The following is a 17,104-nucleotide window of genomic DNA, read 5'->3' as shown; positions in this document are numbered from 1 at the left end:
ATTTTATGGCTTAAGAATAAACAGCCCTTGGCTGCCGGATAACCACATATTCCCTTGATTATCCTTCGCAATAGAGACTAAGTTTTCCCCTTGGCGACGAGTGACAATACTGCTGGTATCATCCCCATTCAGCTTAATCACTATCCCTGCATTGCCCACGAGATAAACCGCATCGTCCGATACTGACATCGCCCCATTGATTGAAGATTGCACGGGCAGTTCGATTTCATTCCACTGGCTTAAACTCACGTCAGCTTTGAATATATGACCGCGAAGGCCCATCACATACACGGCATCTTTCGTTTCAATGGCATTAAACATAGAGCCATCGTAATCAAAACTGGTACGCGCAAACGTTTGGCCTTGATCGCTTGAAACGGCAACTAAACCCAACTCGCCGACCAGTAATAAACGTCCGTCAGTCAAGGTTAAAATACGATTAAAGTGCGGCAATAATGAAGCGCGTGCGCTCACATAGGCTGATTGATCGCTGCCTTTCAACTCCGCTAAATAGGACACATCTTCTTCGGCTAACAGCTCTTCATGGAATTCGTCGCTCCAATGGGCGCCACCATCGTTGGTGCGATAAAACAAACCGTAAGCCCCAATGGCGATACCCATTTTTTCATCTAAAAAGACCACATCGAGGAATGGCTTTTCAATCTCGGGCGAATGCATCTGCTGCTGCCAAGTTTGACCGCCATCCTGAGTATGTAAAATGGTCGCATCATGGCCCACGGCCCAACCGAGTTTGTCATTAAGGAAAAACACTTTGGTCAACTGCGAGCTCACGGGCGTCGCCACTTGATGCCAACTGCCGTCATACACCAGAACATGACCGCGTTCACCCACAGCCACTAACCCTTTGCCCACGTTGGCAATATCTAAAATCAAGGATGAAGCCGCAAGCGGTTGAATTTGAGAAAAAATCGGATCAGAGGGGGTTGCAGATAACGTAGAAGGGAAAAAAGCGCCACCGAAACTTAATGCAGCAACACACTGAAGGATGCGAAACGACATACAAACTTCCTTAAACTAATGAGGGGCGCAGAGCGCCCCTTTATTTGTGGCGTATTAACGGATACCTTCGCGACGCAATGCATCGGGGGTAAAGTTAGCTTCAGTCAGTTTGGCATCGAAGTTATACATACCACTTTGGTTGTCTAAACCCATGGCGAGATAACGACGGGATTGCAAATCATGGAAGACTTCCAGCGTGTCCCATTGAGTTGGCACTTCGTAGTAGTTCAAGCCATGTGCAACAGCCACACGATACAGCTGATCACGGTTATCGTAGAGATCGGCTATCGACACTTGCCATGAATCTTCGTCAAGGTACATATCGCGCACTTTGTAAATGTGGCGCATACCGTCTTTCAACGTCGCCTTCACTTGCCATACGCGGTGTTTTTCCCAACGAACATACTCAGGATTAACATGCCCAGGTTTTAAGATTTGGTCATATTTCAGCTTGTCTGAGTGCAGTTTGTAATCGTTGTACGGGATGTAAATTTCTTTCTTGCCAACCAGTTCCCAGTTATAACGCACTGGAGAGCCGTTAAACATGTCGAAATCATCCGTCGTACGCAGACCATCAGACACTGTACCCGGTGTATCGAAAGCGACGTTTGGCGCTTTACGGACACGACGTTGTCCTGTGTTATAGGTCCAAGCTTGGCGTGGCAACGCCTCTTGATCCATGGTCTCTTTTACCAATAACGCAGTACCCGCTAAACGTGCTGGCTGAGTCACCACTTGCTTAAAGTAGAACAACGTATTGCTGGCTTTAAGCAGATCTAAAGTCATTTCTGGACGAGAATATTCGAAGCGAATTTCCTCTGAGGTTTCCACTAAGCTATAGCTACCATCGGCCGTTGGTGCAGCTTGGCTACGGGAAGTCTCGATATCGACCCCGCGAAAACGCAAAATGTGGTTCCAAATCGCTTCTAAACCATTTGCTGGGATCGGGAATGGAATACCAATAGCAGCGCCAGAAATACCATTGCCCTGTGCAATCAATTCTGCACGTGTCGCGTTAGCTTTGGTTGCGTCATAGACAAACTGCGGCACAGAAGCGCTACGGCGAGTCTTATACACATTCATCTTGTAAGTATCAGGGTAAAGTTCGAACAACTTCATCTGACCCGGTGTTAAAAAGTCTTTATATTGCGCTTTGTTAGCATTGGTAATGGTGAATTCAATCTTATCCTCAGGGAAAGGATCTGGGTGATGCATCCCTTTGGTATAACCCGCCACAGGCTTAGTGATACCACCATCCCAAGCCGGAATAGAACCGTCAGCATTACCTGCTTTTTCAGCACCTAAAGGGGTGAGCTCATTGCCAAGTTTAGCCGCGTCAGCCTCTGATACCTTAGCCATAGCGACTGGCGCTACGAGTGCAAACATCACCGCACTCGCCAATATCGTCAGTTTCTTCATTGTTTGAGTCCTTTTAGATCGAATACTTGATATTGAATGAAACATAATCACGATCTGCCATCGCATTCGTCGTACCGACACCGCCAAAGAAATTGTTATAGGAGATATCTGCACCCCAACGGTTTTGATAGTCGAAGTTAACGCCTAGCGCGACAGACTTGCGTCCTTCCGTGAACAGAAACATAGGATCCGGAGTAATACCGTCAACGTCATGGGAGAAAATGACCCGTGGCGACATATTGACCCCAGCAAAGACGTTGTTGAAATCCGCTTTTGCCACTAAACGGTAGCCCCAAGCAAAGTCAGTTGGGAACGGGTTAGTTTCAGGACCATTGTGCAAGGCTTGAATGATGCCAGGCATATCTGGATTGCCGCCAGAACGTGACGTACCTGGGCCATTGAGACGTAGCTCATCGAAACCTGGCATATCGTGGATCCACACACCACCCACTTCGGCCAACATAGTTAAGTTATCTAAACCTAAAGTTGGACCAAATAGATGGGTGAAAGTCACCTGCGCCTGTGTGGTATCAAGGCGGATAAAGCCATCGACGGTTTCACCCGGTTGAACGTCTTTAATCTGTGAAATACCATCAAGATCGGGACGAAGCCCCGCATTGGCTAACTGTTGTGGCATACCGGCGAACAGCAACTCAACGTCATCAATCTGCAGTGGCTCATCTTGACGATGGGCAATCTCACCCGCGACAGACGTATCACCAATCAAGGTGTTGAAGCTGAAACCGTAGAGTTTAATATCCTCTGGATAGACGATTTGCGCCTTAGAGAAGCTCTTCAGACTAAGCAGCAATTCACGGTTGATGTTGCCCGAGTTTTGACCTACCGTCGCCAAATCAGATAACAATGCACCCGTGCTAAAGTCGGCAGCAGTACCACTGATCAGTGGACGACGACTATGGTAATTCATGAAATAGAAACCAAATTCCGTTTCACCTAGCTCAGGCGCGTAATAACCCAGCTTGATACCGTATTGGCCATCATTGCTTGGTTCTTCTTCATCCTGCACTAGGGTCACTTTCGTTGGGTAGGCTAAAGCCATAGAAACCAATTGCTGCGTCGGAATAGATTGGCCGCTGGCGATCATGCCCGCTAAACGCTCATATTCTTGCATCACAAAATCTAAGTTTATGTCAGGGTTAGCGTTAAAACCAAGCTGAGCGTTTTGAGCATAACCACCAAAACCGGCAAAATCGTTAGTCGCAAAAATGGAGCCCGGAGTTGGGACCCAAATAGGTTGCCAATCATATTGATAGAATGCTTCAACCGTTAGCGAATCTGTCAGGCCAAGGGATGCCCACACCATACCTTGCGGTCTAAACGCTTCTTTTAACTCAGCACCAGGTGCGTTAAGAATGTTCAAATCCACGGCGTTAATTTCACTGATCCCATGGGCAATCAGTGTACTTTCACCCCATGACACCACTTGATTACCAACACGAATAGATAATGGATTCGCACCCTCATTCAAATCGAAGTTGGCATAGACAAACGCATCTAATAAACGGATATCTTTACATTGTACTTCTGAAGCGCGGCTATCTTCGCAAGGGTCAAATTCTTTACCCGTGATCGGATCGTTGTAGTCATAATTGCCATCGTTCAGTTTACGATCATAAAAATACATACCGCGGGCGAACAAACCGTAGTTTTTGTATTTCAACGATAATTCATGCAAACCTTTGACGATCTCAGACGTAGTATCGCCTTGAGAATAAAGTAAGTTACTTAAGTCATTGTTACTGGAATACGACCCGGGCTGGGCCCAAATCTCAGCAGAAGTATATTTTGTATTGCCAAATGCGCTGTAATTAGACCAATCGAATTGGGGTTGATTTACCTTACCAATTTGACCTTCCCAATCGCGCGCCCCAACACGCCAGCTCGCACCAGCAGTCCAAGTTGAGTCAAATGTACCCTCAACCTCTCCCCAATCAAAAGATATTGCATTAACGCTTGGGATCATTAACAAACTCAATGCCGACGCCACCCCCAAAGCAAGCGCCGATTTGTTAAAACTATTTTTAACAATTTTCATTTTAGCTCTCCGTACCCTGCTGGATTCTTTGTTTTAGGAATTACAACCAACATCTTGTTAGCTCACAGGTAACATCATTGTTACAGTAATTAATCCCCTTGGGCAAGGCGCAGTTAGAGAAAATTTTCTAAAGAATTAAGCATGTAGACACATTTGTGCCAGCTGTTGAAAAGGTGGGATTTAAATTAGAAAAAAGCGGGAGAGAAATAAAGCGGGGAAAGACATCAAAAAATCATATAATTCATTAACATATTTAAAAACTAAATATCACAAACCGAACCTAATAATCAGCCGACCGTTTAAAGTAATTACTCTAAGCGTTAATAAACAAATTTAGACTAAACTCGATTTAATGAAACAAATTGTCCCTTGTCATCTAAAACCAATTTGAAATAGCCGTGAATGCCATTTTCGGTTAAAAAACGTCTGAAATGACGACCATTAATCCACAAAATACGTCCTTGCGTTTCGCGAACCTCAACTTTATCAGCAAGCCCTTGATAATAAGGTAAGAAATCTCGATAGCTGATCGTTAGTTTGAAATACAATTCCATAATATCAGGGCGACATATCTTGCCGCCCTCCTCCTACAAATCGCTATTTTTCCAATGCCTTAGAGACTTTTTCGTACATATCCTTAGATAAGTCAGGTAAAGCCAAAAGTTGCCCTAAACAGGCTTTTATTAAGGTTTGACGGCCTAAGTCGAATTTATGGAACTGGATCAATGGCGTCACCATGCGCGCCGCAACCTGCGGATTGAGCTTATTAAGGGTCATTAAGCATTCAGTTAAGAAGGCATAACCCTTACCGTCTTGACGGTGGAATTGGTAAATATTCCCCGCCGCAAAACTGCCCACTAACGCGCGCACTCGGTTTGGATTACTCATACTAAAACGCTTGTGCTGCTGTAATTGACGCAGACGTTCAATCACATCTTGCGCATTACGAGTCGCTTGCAACATAAACCATTTATCCATTACCAATGGCGTGTCCTGCCAACGCAGCTCAAATGCGGTCATCAACTCATCGCGACAAGGCAAATCACCCACATTTGCCGCAGTCAGTGCGCCGAGGGAATCAGTCATATTGTTGGCTTTATCGAACTGAGAAATGACTAACGCTTCTGCCTCATCCGACACTCTTGCTAGCCAAGTTAAACACTGATTTTTAAGCGCTCTTGCCTGCGTGCTATCGACTGATACCAAAGAGCGATAGAGCGCGATCAATTCATCTTCAGAGTGTGAAGCAAGCTCTGTTAACACAAATTCACGGGCCAAGGCTAACGCATCGAGATCAACGCTCTCTGTTTGCTCAATCAAAGCAGATGCCGTAGGTATGGCTAAGATTTCGGCAATCAATGCAGGGTCAAGTTCAGTGTCTAACAATACGCCTTTAAAACTATCGCGCACCCGGGGATCGAGCGTCATCGCTTGTTGCTGTTGTAAACTCGCCACATTTTGCCAAATCGCTTGGCTCACTAAGGTCACTGAGGCTTCCCATCGCGCCACTTCGCTGCTGGCAAAACGCATCAAGTGAACCAGTTGATCCACATTGAATCGATATTGCAATTTAACGGGCGCGGAGAAGTTTTGCAGTAACGAAGCCACCGGTTTATGACTTAACCCCTCAAAGTTAAACACTTGTTCCGCTTGAGTAAAGTCGAGAACTTCATTCACTAAAGAGTGGCCCTTGGCATCTAAGAGTTCGATGCTGAACGGGATATGCAAGGGGGATGCACAGTTCGCTAAACTTTGTTTAAGGGTTAATTGGTAAATGCCCGTTAGCGCATCGAAACTGTCCATCGCAGTCACAATCGGCGTGCCCGCTTGGCTATACCATAAACGGAATTGGGTTAAATCCACGCCACTGGCATCTTCCATTGCCGCCACAAAATCATCGCAGGTGACCGCTTGGCCATCGTGGCGATTAAAATACAGTTTCATCCCCGCTTGAAACTTTTCTTCGCCGAGCAAAGTGTGCATCATGCGGATCACTTCAGCGCCCTTGTTATACACAGTGACTGTATAAAAATTATTCATCTCAATCACAGATTCTGGACGAATAGGATGGGACATAGGGCCAGAATCTTCGGCAAATTGTTGATTCTTGATCACTTTAATTGCGTGAATTCGATTCACAGCCCGTGAACCTAAATCGGAGCTGAATTCTTGATCGCGAAAAACTGTTAAGCCTTCTTTTAAACTTAACTGGAACCAATCACGGCACGTCACGCGGTTTCCGGTCCAATTATGGAAATACTCATGGCCTACAACCGATTCAATACCGTGATAATCCTCGTCGGTAGCCGTTAACGTATCTGCAAGCACATATTTAGTGTTGAAGATATTTAAGCCTTTGTTTTCCATCGCTCCCATATTGAAAAAGTCGACGGCAACTATCATGTAAATATCTAAATCGTACTCGAGGTCAAAACGACTCTCATCCCATGCCATGGATTTTTTCAGCGATGCCATCGCATGGTGTGCTTTATGTAAATTACCTTTATCAACGAATACTTGCAGGATCACTTTACGGCGACTGCGGGTAATGAACTCATCTTGCAACAGATCAAAATCGCCAGCGACTAAGGCAAACAAGTAAGCCGGTTTTGGAAACGGATCTTGCCAGCAAACATAATGGCGACCGCCCTCTAATTCGCCTTGATCAATCAAATTACCGTTACTCAGTAAAAACGGGAATGCGGCTCTATCGGCTTCGATGCGCACAGTATATTTGGCTAATACATCGGGACGGTCGAGGAAATAAGTGATCCGTCTAAAGCCCTCAGCCTCACATTGCGTGCAGTAGGCACCATCGGACATATACAGGCCTTCAAGGCTCGAATTGGCCTCGGGATCGAGCTTAGTGACGATGTTCAGCTCAAACTCATCAAGCGCCGTTTCTAAGACTAATTGACCCGCGCTAACATGGTAAGGCACAGCCTCCCCGTCAACCGTCAACGAGATCACAGTTAAGTCTTCGCCATCCAACACTAAGGCTTGGGTATGCTTAGAAGTGCGTTTTACCCGACTTATCGCCTGCACCTGAGTCTCATTGCCCGCCAGATTAAAGGCTAAGTCGATCGTGTCTATCGTGAAGAGTGGCGCTTGATAATCTGTTAAGTATTTTGCTTGAGCTTGTGTCATTTCGATCCCTTTAACGCTGATCTAAATAAGAAAAAACGCGCCATAAGCGCGTTTTGATATTGGATAAATCGACTCGACTAGCGCCTACTTAGCACTAGTTTTAGCCAGTTTTTGCGCATCAGCCATATCTAAAGTGATATAAGCCGTTTCATCTAAAAATGCGTCTGGCAATTCGGCGTCGTCTTTAATGTCTTCCATGGATTTAACTGGTGCTAAACCATTGGCGACTCGGCGCTCGTTCGTTCTATCGAGGACTTTCTTCTCATCGGCTTCGCGGGAGGCAATGCGCTCACTTTCAACCAGAGAAACTGTCTTCTCTTTGTGGTGCTTTTTAAAGTCGGCAATATCTTGATTGATATAAGCAAACTCTACACTGCTTTTGATGCGGTTAAGGTGCTTGGCCTCAAGGCTAGTCACTAACTGAGGCGTCACATCATTGAGCGTGCCATATTGCGCCATTGGCACTTTATCCCAAGGCAAGGCATTTTTCTCTTCAGCTTCGCCGTACTCACCTGGCTCTAACGCACTTGGGTAAGCAATGTTTGGTGTCACACCTTTAAGCTGTGTGCTGCCGCCATTGATCCGATAAAACTTTTGAATTGTGTATTGCACATGGCCAATTGGCTTTTCATACATATCGTAGATACGGCCTAAGCTCTTATGCTGCTGCACTGTACCTTTACCAAAGCTAGATTCACCAACAATCAGCGCGCGGTCATAATCTTGCAATGCGGCAGCAAAAATCTCAGAGGCTGAAGCACTGTAACGGTCAACCATCACAGCCAAAGGGCCCGCATAACTGGTTTTACCATCGTTATCACGGTGCGCAGACACACGGCCATCGGCATCACGAATTTGCACCACAGGGCCCATGTCGATAAAGAGTCCCGTCAGCAACACGGCTTCTGTTAAGGCACCACCACCGTTACCTCTAAGGTCAATGACTATGCCTTCAACTTTGGCTTCGTTTAACTTCACTAGCTCTTTTTCAACGTCCTGTGACAGATTCATGTAGAAACCAGGAATATGGATCACACCGACTTTGCGATTAGCGTACTCGCCGTCTTTAGGTTCAATCACCTTAGAGGTTGCCGCTCTGTCTTCAAGACGAATTTTATCGCGTACTAAGGTAACGTCGAATGGCTTAGCATTCGAACCGCCTTTCTTCGGTAAAATTTGCAGTACGACTTTACTGCCCTTAGGCCCTTTGATCAGATCAACCACGTCGTCTAAACGCCAGCCGATCACATCAACAATTTCACCGCCCTCTTGACCGACGCCGACAATCTTATCTTCTGGCGACAGTTTTTCGCTGCCAGCCGCAGGGCCGCCAGCAATTAAGCTTTTAATCACAGTGTAATCGTCTTCAAGTTGCAGTTGAGCACCAATCCCTTCAAGGCTTAAATTCATTTCCATTTGGAAACGTTCAGCATTGCGTGGTGACAGGTAACTGGTATGCGGCTCAATGCTGCGTGAGAAGGCATTCATCACGCCTTGGAACACGTCTTCACTGTTGGTTTGAGTCAAACGTTTGATGGCGTTGTTGTAACGCTTTTGCAGGATCTCAACAATTTCAGGCCATTTTTTACCTGTGAGTTTCAGATTTAGCGCATCGTATTTAACACGTTGACGCCATAACTCATTGATCTCAGCTTGATCTTTTGGCCATGCCGCATCATCACGGTCGTACTCATAGGCATCGCCAGGGGCGGAGAAGTCCATCTCTTTATCCAGTAGGGATAAAGCATAGACAAAGCCTTCATAACGACGCTTTTGGACGATATCAAACATTTTATAGGCAGGCTCAAGTTCACCAGAACTGAGCATGTCATCGAATTGGGTAGCATAAGGTTTAAAGCTATCGACATCCGCTTGGGTTAACACATTGCGGCGATAGTCTAACTGCTGCAGGTAACGGTCAAAAATTTGCGTAGAAAAGGCATCATCAAGATTAAATCTATGATAATGCGAACGAGTGTATAAGTCCGTTACCCTTTTGCTCGCGACCTTATGTTGCGCTTCCTGCTTGAGAGTGGGTAACTCGCTGATTTGAATCGTGGGTGGTACGGCCCAAGCCGAGAATCCGACAAAAACAGTGGCGATCGAGGTAGCCAAAGTGAGTTTTCGCATCAACAAGTTACTCCGTTTTAAAAAATGATTACAGCAGGATATGTTCTGCTCTAACTTTAATCGTTAGGCCACTATCAAGCTGAACATGAATATCTTCCTTGTTAATATCAGTAATCACACCGGCTACGGGTGTCATACCTAACTTAACATTGACGCGTTGTTTTTTCGTTAAATCAGTCAATTGTGCTTGGACATAATTTACGACTGGCGCTGCAGCTTTAGGCGCAGGCTTAGCAGGACGCTCAGTTTTAGCACGTTGAGGAACAGCCACCTTTTTAGGTGCTTTCTTCGCCGCAGGCTTAGGTGCGAGTGCTGCACGTTTCGCTTTCGCTTTATCCTGACTTTCTTTCAACATGGCTTGAGCATGGTCAATGTGCTCTTGCTCTAACTCGCCGCAAGGTTCGCCATCCAGATTAACGCGTTGTGCGCCCGCTTTAACGCACTTTAAATAGCGCCAGCTGCTGGTGTAACGTCTTAAGGCAACTCTGAGCTGAGTTTTACTGACTTTAGAATCATCAGCCAACCTTTCAGCCAAATCTTGAAACAATCCGATTTTTAATGGCTTAGTTTCACCTTCAGCAATAAAGCACAAAGGAAATGTTTCATACAAATACGCCAAAATTGCATTGGTGTCGGTCAACTTTTCTGTTGATTCCATCATTACTTCCACAGTCAAAAAGGGACATCGATTCGAGGTGATATATATCAACTTCTTACGTGTCGTTTATCTTCGTTAAACTCAATATTGAGTCAACGTACAAATTAGCATCCTAGCCGCGTTTACTAAAGTTAAAAAAAATATACCTTAACAAATTTTTACAGCTCAAAACACTAAGCTTATTCATTGCATGCCAATCAAACCAGCTTAATGCGTGCAGGCGCATATTATAAGGCGCACGCCACCGATTGCGACTATGAATTATGCGTTATTGTACGCAAATTAATCAAATAGGCAGTTTTCAAAACTTTTAACCAGTAATTCCAGCCCCTTTTGGTCATCTTCATCGAAACGATCGAAGATTGGGCTGTCAATATCGAGCACGGCAACCACGTTACCTTGAGCACAAACTGGCACAACGATTTCAGAATTACTGGCAGAATCACAGGCAATATGGCCATCAAATTGATGAACATCGGCCACTCGCTGGGTTTGATTGGTGAATGCCGCCGTACCACACACGCCTTTTCCTAACGGAATACGTGTACAAGCCACTTTACCTTGAAATGGGCCTAATACGAGTTGTTCGCCACGCATAACGTAGAATCCCACCCAGTTCAGCTCAGTTAAATTATCATTGAGTAAGGCTGAAAAATTCGCCATTGCCGCAACAAGGTCGTCTTCCCCTTCCAACAAGGCCAAGGCTTGACGGTTAAGTGACTCATAAAATTTCGATTTCATTACATTTCCTAACAATTTTATTCTGCTGCTTCGGTCTTTTTAGCCGTTTTTTTCGCAACAGGTGGATTCGTTGGCGTACTATTAACCTGAACGACACCTTTAAGCAAGTTCGTCAGCTCATCTTTATTGTTAGCAAAATAGAATGCGAGCTTTTCGCCCACGCTTTCATCTATACCTAAATCAGCTTTTTGAATGAAGGGGATAAGGTTATCGGCGATATCGAGCATCTTATCGTAGGCATCAGCCTCCTTCTTAGATGTGAATGTCATCTTTTCAACCCCTTCTCTGACCACGACAAACTGTGTTATTACTGCCATGACTGCCCTCGCACTGTTTTTATATACAGTAACTAGAGTGACATAGATTGAACTTGTGATGCAAGTGTTCTGATTAATCTGATATTATTAGCGTACTTTCGTTGCCAAGATTATAAAGCGCTAGACTGTGCAGAACGGCTGATTAGCACTACACTTTGCACCGATCTCGCTGTTATTACTCCTATTTAGGCTAATATATATTTTTATATGCATGAAAACGCAGCAGAAAATTCAGTAATCCTTTGTCGTTCCTGCGATTTAGCAGTCCGCAAACGTGCCTTGCCAAGCGGTGTCAGAGCCCTTTGCCCCCGTTGTAGCACTGCACTTTATGACACTCCATACTGCTCTGTAAATGGCATGCTCGCCCTATGTATCTCGGCATTAGTGTTTTATTTTCCAGCCAATTTTTTACCCGTACTTGAAATTCACTTTTTCGGCAGCATTCGCACCACCACGGTTTTTCAGGGCGCGTTTGCGGTATTTGACCAAGGTTATTGGGTTGTTGGTTTAGCCGTACTTGCCGCCGCTGTGATTGGTCCAGGCTTATTACTGTTATCGATACTGACGCAGATTTTGATAGTTAAATGGGGACTGAGTCGTCTTTTTTGGCGTAATTCATTAAAGCAATTATTGAAATTTCATGGCGTATTGTCGCAGCTCACTATGCTGGAAATTTATGTGATCAGCTTTTTGGTTTCATCGTTCCAGCTTTCTGATTTTTCGGATATTTATTTTGGTATGGGCACATTTTGCTTCACTATGTTGTTTCTCGTGACTTTGTTTCTGCAAAGAGAGTACGACTTAGAGCACATGTGGACTTTATTGGAAGGTCATCGCTGATATGAAGCAACAAGGTAAAGATATCGGCCTGTGTCTGTGTAAGGTCTGCCGCCAGCTCAATAGTAGTGACCTCACCCACTGCCAGCGCTGTGAAGCTGAGTTGCAGGTCCGGGACTATTCTAGCCTGCAAAAAAGTTGGGCTTTGTTGATTACCGCTGCCATCTTGCTGGTACCTGCCAACATTTACCCTATCACTATGCTTACCAACCAAGGGCAAGTACGGCACGACACCATTTTTTCGGGCATTTTGCATCTAGTGCATTCAGATATGTTGCCCATTGCCGTGATAGTTTTTACTGCCAGTATTTTAGTGCCATGGATTAAAATCATCGGCTTATCCATTTATCTGTGTGCGATCAGCTTTGATATTCCGATTTCAAAAAAGAAATTGATGGTGGGTTTTCACATCATCGAATGGATTGGTCGTTGGTCTATGCTCGATTTATTTGTCATCTCAATCACAGTGGCATTAGTGAATATGGGACAACTACTCGACGCTAAACCCGCGCCTGCAGCGACCGCATTTGCCTTGGTTATTCTGTTAACTCAGTTAGCCGCAAAAGTGTTAGACACTCGTTTACTCTGGGATCGATTGGAACCTCAAGATGACACAAATTGAATCGCCGAAAGTTGTAAAGAAAAAACTCTTTTCGCCCATTTGGCTACTGCCTATTGTAGCGTTGGCATTGGGTGCGTGGCTGGGCATTAAGAGCATTAAAGAATCGGGCGTTGAAATTCAAATTCACTTTCCGAGCGCCACTGGGATTGACGTAGGTAAAACCTTAGTCAAATACCAAGGCTTGACTGTCGGTAAAGTCAAAGACATAGGAATAGATGAAGATCTCAAGGGCGTAAACGTTAAAGTCATGATGGACTACCGTGCTAAGCCTTTCTTAAATAAAGAGACCCTCTTCTGGCTTGTCACCCCTAAGGCCAGTATCACAGGTGTTGAAGGTTTAGATGCGTTGTTCTCAGGTAACTACATCGCGATTCAACCGGGCAAAGGTAATGCGTCAACCTTCTTCGAGGCTGAACGCCAACCGCCGCCGATGCAAATCGGCTCAGAAGGTGTAATGGTCGAACTGACCTCAGACAAACTCGGTTCGTTGGATGTTGGCTCGCCAATATTTTTCCGCCAAATCCCCGTGGGCAGTGTGGTCAGCTATCGTTTAGATGGCAATCAAAGAGTCATCATCAGCGCCTTCATTCAAGAGCAATACGCGCGATTAGTGAAGAAAAACTCTCACTTTTGGAATGTCTCCGGCGTAAAAATTGATGCATCACTGACTGGAGTTAAAGTCAGCTCTGAGAGTTTGGCATCCATTCTGGCTGGCGGCGTGAGTTTCAGCTCTGACGATAAAGCGGATATTGCCAAAAACGGTGACATTTTTTCACTTTATGATTCAGAAACCACAGCCCTTGGCGGCATAGAAATAAACCTGACCATGGCTGATGCTAACGGTGTCGACAAAGGCACTCGCATTGTTTATCGCGGCATCAATATCGGCAGCATTTTAAGTAAGCAACTCACCGCCAATGGCGTAATAGCCACTGCTAAGTTTGAACCTCAATACGGTTCACTGTTAACTAACGACGGGGTGTTTTGGCTTGAAGGTGCCGATATTTCCCTCTCAGGCATTAAAAATCCAGAGCGTTTACTAACGGGCAGCGTGATCAACTTCCTGCCGGGTATTAATACTAAAACGGCGATGCCAAGCAGTTTTGCCTTACAAGCCAAAGCGCCTGATTTACTGCAATCGAAGAAGCGTTTCTTGACCTTAACCTCAGCCGAAAACATGGGCATTTCAGCGGGCGCCGAAGTTCGCTTCAAGCAAATCCCCATTGGCTCAGTGCTTGCGGTTAAGTTAACCAAAGATTTATCGGCGGTGGAATACCAACTCGAGTTACAACCTGAGTTCACTGGCCTAATTCGCAGCGACAGCTATTTTGTCCCTGAGTCAGCATTAACAGTAAAAGCATCACTAGACGGCGTGTCAGTCAAAGCAAGGGACTTTACGACGCTCACTCAAGGTGCAGTTAGCTTGATCCAAGGCCACAGCGATACACCACTCGCCGCCAACAGCGCCCTCACCTTGTTTAGTTCTGTGGATGCCGCGACAGCCTTCTATGATCGTCAGCAACAAGTGCATCTGACCTTAATCAGTCAAGATGGCGCCGATGTCAGCCAAGGCTCACCGATTTACTATAAAAAGATGCAAATTGGGACAGTTGACTCAGTGAACTGGCAAAGTAAGACCGAAGACTTTGCTATCAAGCTCGCTATCGACAAACAATTCCAGCCCTTGCTGAAAAAGCCGAATGTGTTCTGGCGTAACAGCGCCGTGGATATTAGCGCCAGTCTTGCCGGTATTGATGTTGCGGTCGCGCCGCTTCAAGGAGCATTAAAGGGCAGCATCAGTCTGGGATTGCTTGATAGCAATGGCAAAGCCAGCAATGCAGCTAACTTAAAACTCTATGAGAGCAAGCAGCTGGCATTAACTCAGGCGCAGGCAATTCGTCTCACCTTACCCGCTTCAAGTAAACTGACGGCCAAAGCAGCGATTCGCTATCAAGGTCATCAAGTGGGTGAAGTGTCGCAGGTGAAGCTCAATGCCGATCTCAATACACTCACTGCAACGGCCTATCTCTACGGCGAATACGCCGAACATTTCAGCCGCAGCGACTGTGAATATCATCTAGTGGATGCGCAAATTTCTCTAGCGGGAATTAAAGCACCAGAAACCTTGATCACTGGCCCTTATATCGGTGTACTGCCGGGTACAAGCAGTCAAAAAGCAACCCAGTTTGTTGCCAACCTCGCTGCCAGCAGTTATGCCAACGTTGCCGAAGATGCGCTTAAATTCGTCTTAGAAGATAACAACTTAGGCTCGATGAAAGTCGGCACACCTATCTTCTTCCGTGGTATCAAAGTCGGTCAAATCGATGGTTATCACCTGTCGACACAGGGCAATAGCGTGCTGATGCAAGCCCATATTGAGCCGCAGTACAGTCACTTAGTGAATCAAAGTAGTCAGTTCTGGGATGCTTCTGGAATTAAAGTCGATGTTGGCCTCTTTTCAGGTGCGCAAATCGAAGCGGGCTCGCTGGAAACCTTACTCGCTGGCGGCATTAATGTCGCGACTAAGGACACGACTCAAGAGAGTAATCGTTTAGCAGCAGGAACAGTATTAAGATTGCAACACAAAGCCGAAAACGAATGGCAGGAATGGGCACCCGCCCAGTAATTCTTTTCTTCAAAAATACTTACACCAACGCACTAATATTAAAGCTCTTAAAAGTCAATCAGGCGCATTATGCGCCTGATTTATTTTTAGCTTCCCTTGCAATTCTATTGAGACATTCTAGGTCGCTCAACACTCTAACCCCTTATCCATAAAACCAATAACAAACGGCAATCGCAGCGCTGATCCCTGCAAAATCCGCGGTTAACCCACAGGCTAAGGCGTGGCGGCCATGGCGAATACCCACAGAACCAAAATACACGGCGAGAACATAAAAAGTAGTTTCAGTGCTGCCTTGAAAAATCGCCGCTAATCGGCCAGCAAAAGAATCGACGCCGTGGTGATCCATGGTCTCGAGCATCATGGCTCTGGCACCTGAGCCACTAAAAGGTTTCATCAGCGCGGTCGGCATAGCATCGACAAAACGCGTATCGAAACCCAATATCCGTACGCCACTGGCAATCAAGTGCAACAGATAATCCAAAGCGCCGGATGCGCGCAGTAAACCTATAGCCAATAACATGGCGAGCAAATAAGGGATCAGCTGGATAGATTGGGCAAAACCCGCCTTCGCCCCTTCAATAAACTCATCATAAACCGCCACCTTACGGATACCCGCAACAATGACGAAGGTAAACACTAATAACAATAAAATGCCGTTACCCATTGCCGTCGACACTGTGCCAATGGCTTCAGCACTTAAGGTCATCAGATAAAAACCACTCGCCACTAGGCCAGAGAGCATCAAGGCGCCATAACCGAGCACCACAGAGTTCAATAACGAAATCCGCTGCACTAACGCCACTACCAGTAAGCCCGCCAATGTCGAGGCCGAGGTTGCCAGTAAAATCGGTAGGAAAATATCCGCAGGCGCGGCTGCACCTTGCTGGGCACGGTAAAGGAATACTGTCACAGGCACTAAGGTCACAGAGGAAGTATTGAGCACTAAAAATAAGATTTGTGCATTAGTCGCCACGGTTTTTAGCGGATTTAAACTCTGCAAATCATGCATCGCCCTTAAACCAAGCGGCGTGGCGGCATTATCTAAACCAAAAATATTCGCCGTTAAATTCATCGTGATACTGCCAAAGGCGGGATGGCCCTTGGGCACTTCTGGCATCAAGCGGCGCAGTAATGGCTCAAACACAAAGGCGATAGCGCTGACCACTCCGGCCTTCTCGCCCACCTGCATTAACCCCATCCACAGGGAAAGTACACCAATCAGGCCAAGGGAAATTTCGGCGGCAAGCTTAGCGCTCGCAAATAATGCGGCGACCGAAGCCGATAGGACTTCTATGTGCCCATTGAACAGTTGCACCGCTATTGCCAGCAATGCCGTAACAAAGAAAGCTAACCACACGCGATTCAGCACGCTAATCCCCTTATTTTTATTTGTTTTTATTCTATTAGCTCATGACTACTGAGTGCTAGCTTTATGGCAACTCATTCTAATATTGCGGCAATCGTCTGTGCATAAACCTCAAATAACCATAACGGCTGAGGCACTTGGGATAAAATCTCAGACCCAATAAGG

General features: G+C 45.8%; 13 protein-coding genes. 3 read left to right on the top strand and 10 right to left on the bottom strand.

What is annotated here, in order from left to right:
- Nucleotides 1-3 precede the first annotated feature (3 nt).
- From OX890_RS11205 to OX890_RS11165, 9 genes are all read right to left on the bottom strand, one after another.
- Nucleotides 4-1,020 (bottom strand): YCF48-related protein, encoded by a 1,017-nt coding sequence (locus OX890_RS11205; RefSeq protein ID WP_126491788.1) that lies wholly within the window; start codon nt 1,018-1,020, stop codon nt 4-6.
- 54 nt (nt 1,021-1,074) lie between these two features.
- Complete coding sequence (locus OX890_RS11200) at nt 1,075-2,439, bottom strand: DUF1329 domain-containing protein (RefSeq protein WP_006081906.1); 1,365 nt, start codon at nt 2,437-2,439, stop codon at nt 1,075-1,077.
- Between the two features lie 13 nt (nt 2,440-2,452).
- Nucleotides 2,453-4,495, bottom strand: coding sequence for a DUF1302 domain-containing protein (locus OX890_RS11195; RefSeq protein ID WP_006081907.1), 2,043 nt, complete (start codon nt 4,493-4,495; stop codon nt 2,453-2,455).
- 338 nt (nt 4,496-4,833) lie between these two features.
- Nucleotides 4,834-5,049, bottom strand: coding sequence for a DUF2835 domain-containing protein (locus tag OX890_RS11190; protein ID WP_106650707.1), 216 nt, complete (start codon nt 5,047-5,049; stop codon nt 4,834-4,836).
- A gap of 43 nt (nt 5,050-5,092) precedes the next feature.
- Nucleotides 5,093-7,642, bottom strand: a complete 2,550-nt coding sequence (gene pepN, locus OX890_RS11185; protein WP_126491787.1) for an aminopeptidase N — start codon at nt 7,640-7,642, stop codon at nt 5,093-5,095.
- 84 nt (nt 7,643-7,726) lie between these two features.
- Nucleotides 7,727-9,772, bottom strand: coding sequence for a carboxy terminal-processing peptidase (gene prc, locus OX890_RS11180; protein ID WP_172599580.1), 2,046 nt, complete (start codon nt 9,770-9,772; stop codon nt 7,727-7,729).
- Between the two features lie 28 nt (nt 9,773-9,800).
- Nucleotides 9,801-10,430 (bottom strand): RNA chaperone ProQ, encoded by a 630-nt coding sequence (gene proQ / locus OX890_RS11175; protein ID WP_006081911.1) that lies wholly within the window; start codon nt 10,428-10,430, stop codon nt 9,801-9,803.
- A 282-nt stretch (nt 10,431-10,712) separates the two neighbouring features.
- Nucleotides 10,713-11,171, bottom strand: coding sequence for a GAF domain-containing protein (locus OX890_RS11170; RefSeq protein ID WP_126491785.1), 459 nt, complete (start codon nt 11,169-11,171; stop codon nt 10,713-10,715).
- A 17-nt stretch (nt 11,172-11,188) separates the two neighbouring features.
- Nucleotides 11,189-11,488 carry a YebG family protein gene (locus tag OX890_RS11165; RefSeq protein ID WP_006086275.1) on the bottom strand — a complete coding sequence of 100 codons (300 nt, stop codon included), beginning with the start codon at nt 11,486-11,488 and terminating at the stop codon, nt 11,189-11,191.
- Nucleotides 11,489-11,695: 207 nt separating this feature from the next.
- On the opposite strand from OX890_RS11165, the gene OX890_RS11160 reads away from it, so the two are divergent.
- Genes OX890_RS11160 through OX890_RS11150 form a run of 3 tightly spaced genes read left to right on the top strand, consistent with a single transcriptional unit; the run spans nt 11,696 to nt 15,573 of the window.
- Nucleotides 11,696-12,328, top strand: coding sequence for a paraquat-inducible protein A (locus tag OX890_RS11160; RefSeq protein WP_006081914.1), 633 nt, complete (start codon nt 11,696-11,698; stop codon nt 12,326-12,328).
- Nucleotide 12,329: 1 nt separating this feature from the next.
- Nucleotides 12,330-12,947 carry a paraquat-inducible protein A gene (locus OX890_RS11155; protein WP_011846987.1) on the top strand — a complete coding sequence of 206 codons (618 nt, stop codon included), beginning with the start codon at nt 12,330-12,332 and terminating at the stop codon, nt 12,945-12,947.
- The gene (locus tag OX890_RS11150) at nt 12,934-15,573 is read left to right on the top strand and encodes a PqiB family protein (protein ID WP_268649213.1); all 2,640 of its coding nucleotides are present in this window, start codon (nt 12,934-12,936) and stop codon (nt 15,571-15,573) included. The genes OX890_RS11155 and OX890_RS11150 overlap by 14 nt, the downstream gene beginning before the upstream one ends.
- 142 nt (nt 15,574-15,715) lie before the next feature.
- Here the strand turns inward: OX890_RS11150 and OX890_RS11145 are convergent, their stop codons facing one another.
- Nucleotides 15,716-16,942, bottom strand: a complete 1,227-nt coding sequence (locus OX890_RS11145) for a nucleoside recognition domain-containing protein (protein ID WP_012587487.1) — start codon at nt 16,940-16,942, stop codon at nt 15,716-15,718.
- Nucleotides 16,943-17,104: the final 162 nt, after the last annotated feature.

It is taken from the genome of Shewanella sp. DAU305 (genome assembly GCF_026802235.1).
In the GTDB taxonomy this organism is placed as follows: domain Bacteria; phylum Pseudomonadota; class Gammaproteobacteria; order Enterobacterales; family Shewanellaceae; genus Shewanella; species Shewanella baltica.
This window is presented reverse-complemented; position numbering and strand designations above follow the sequence as displayed.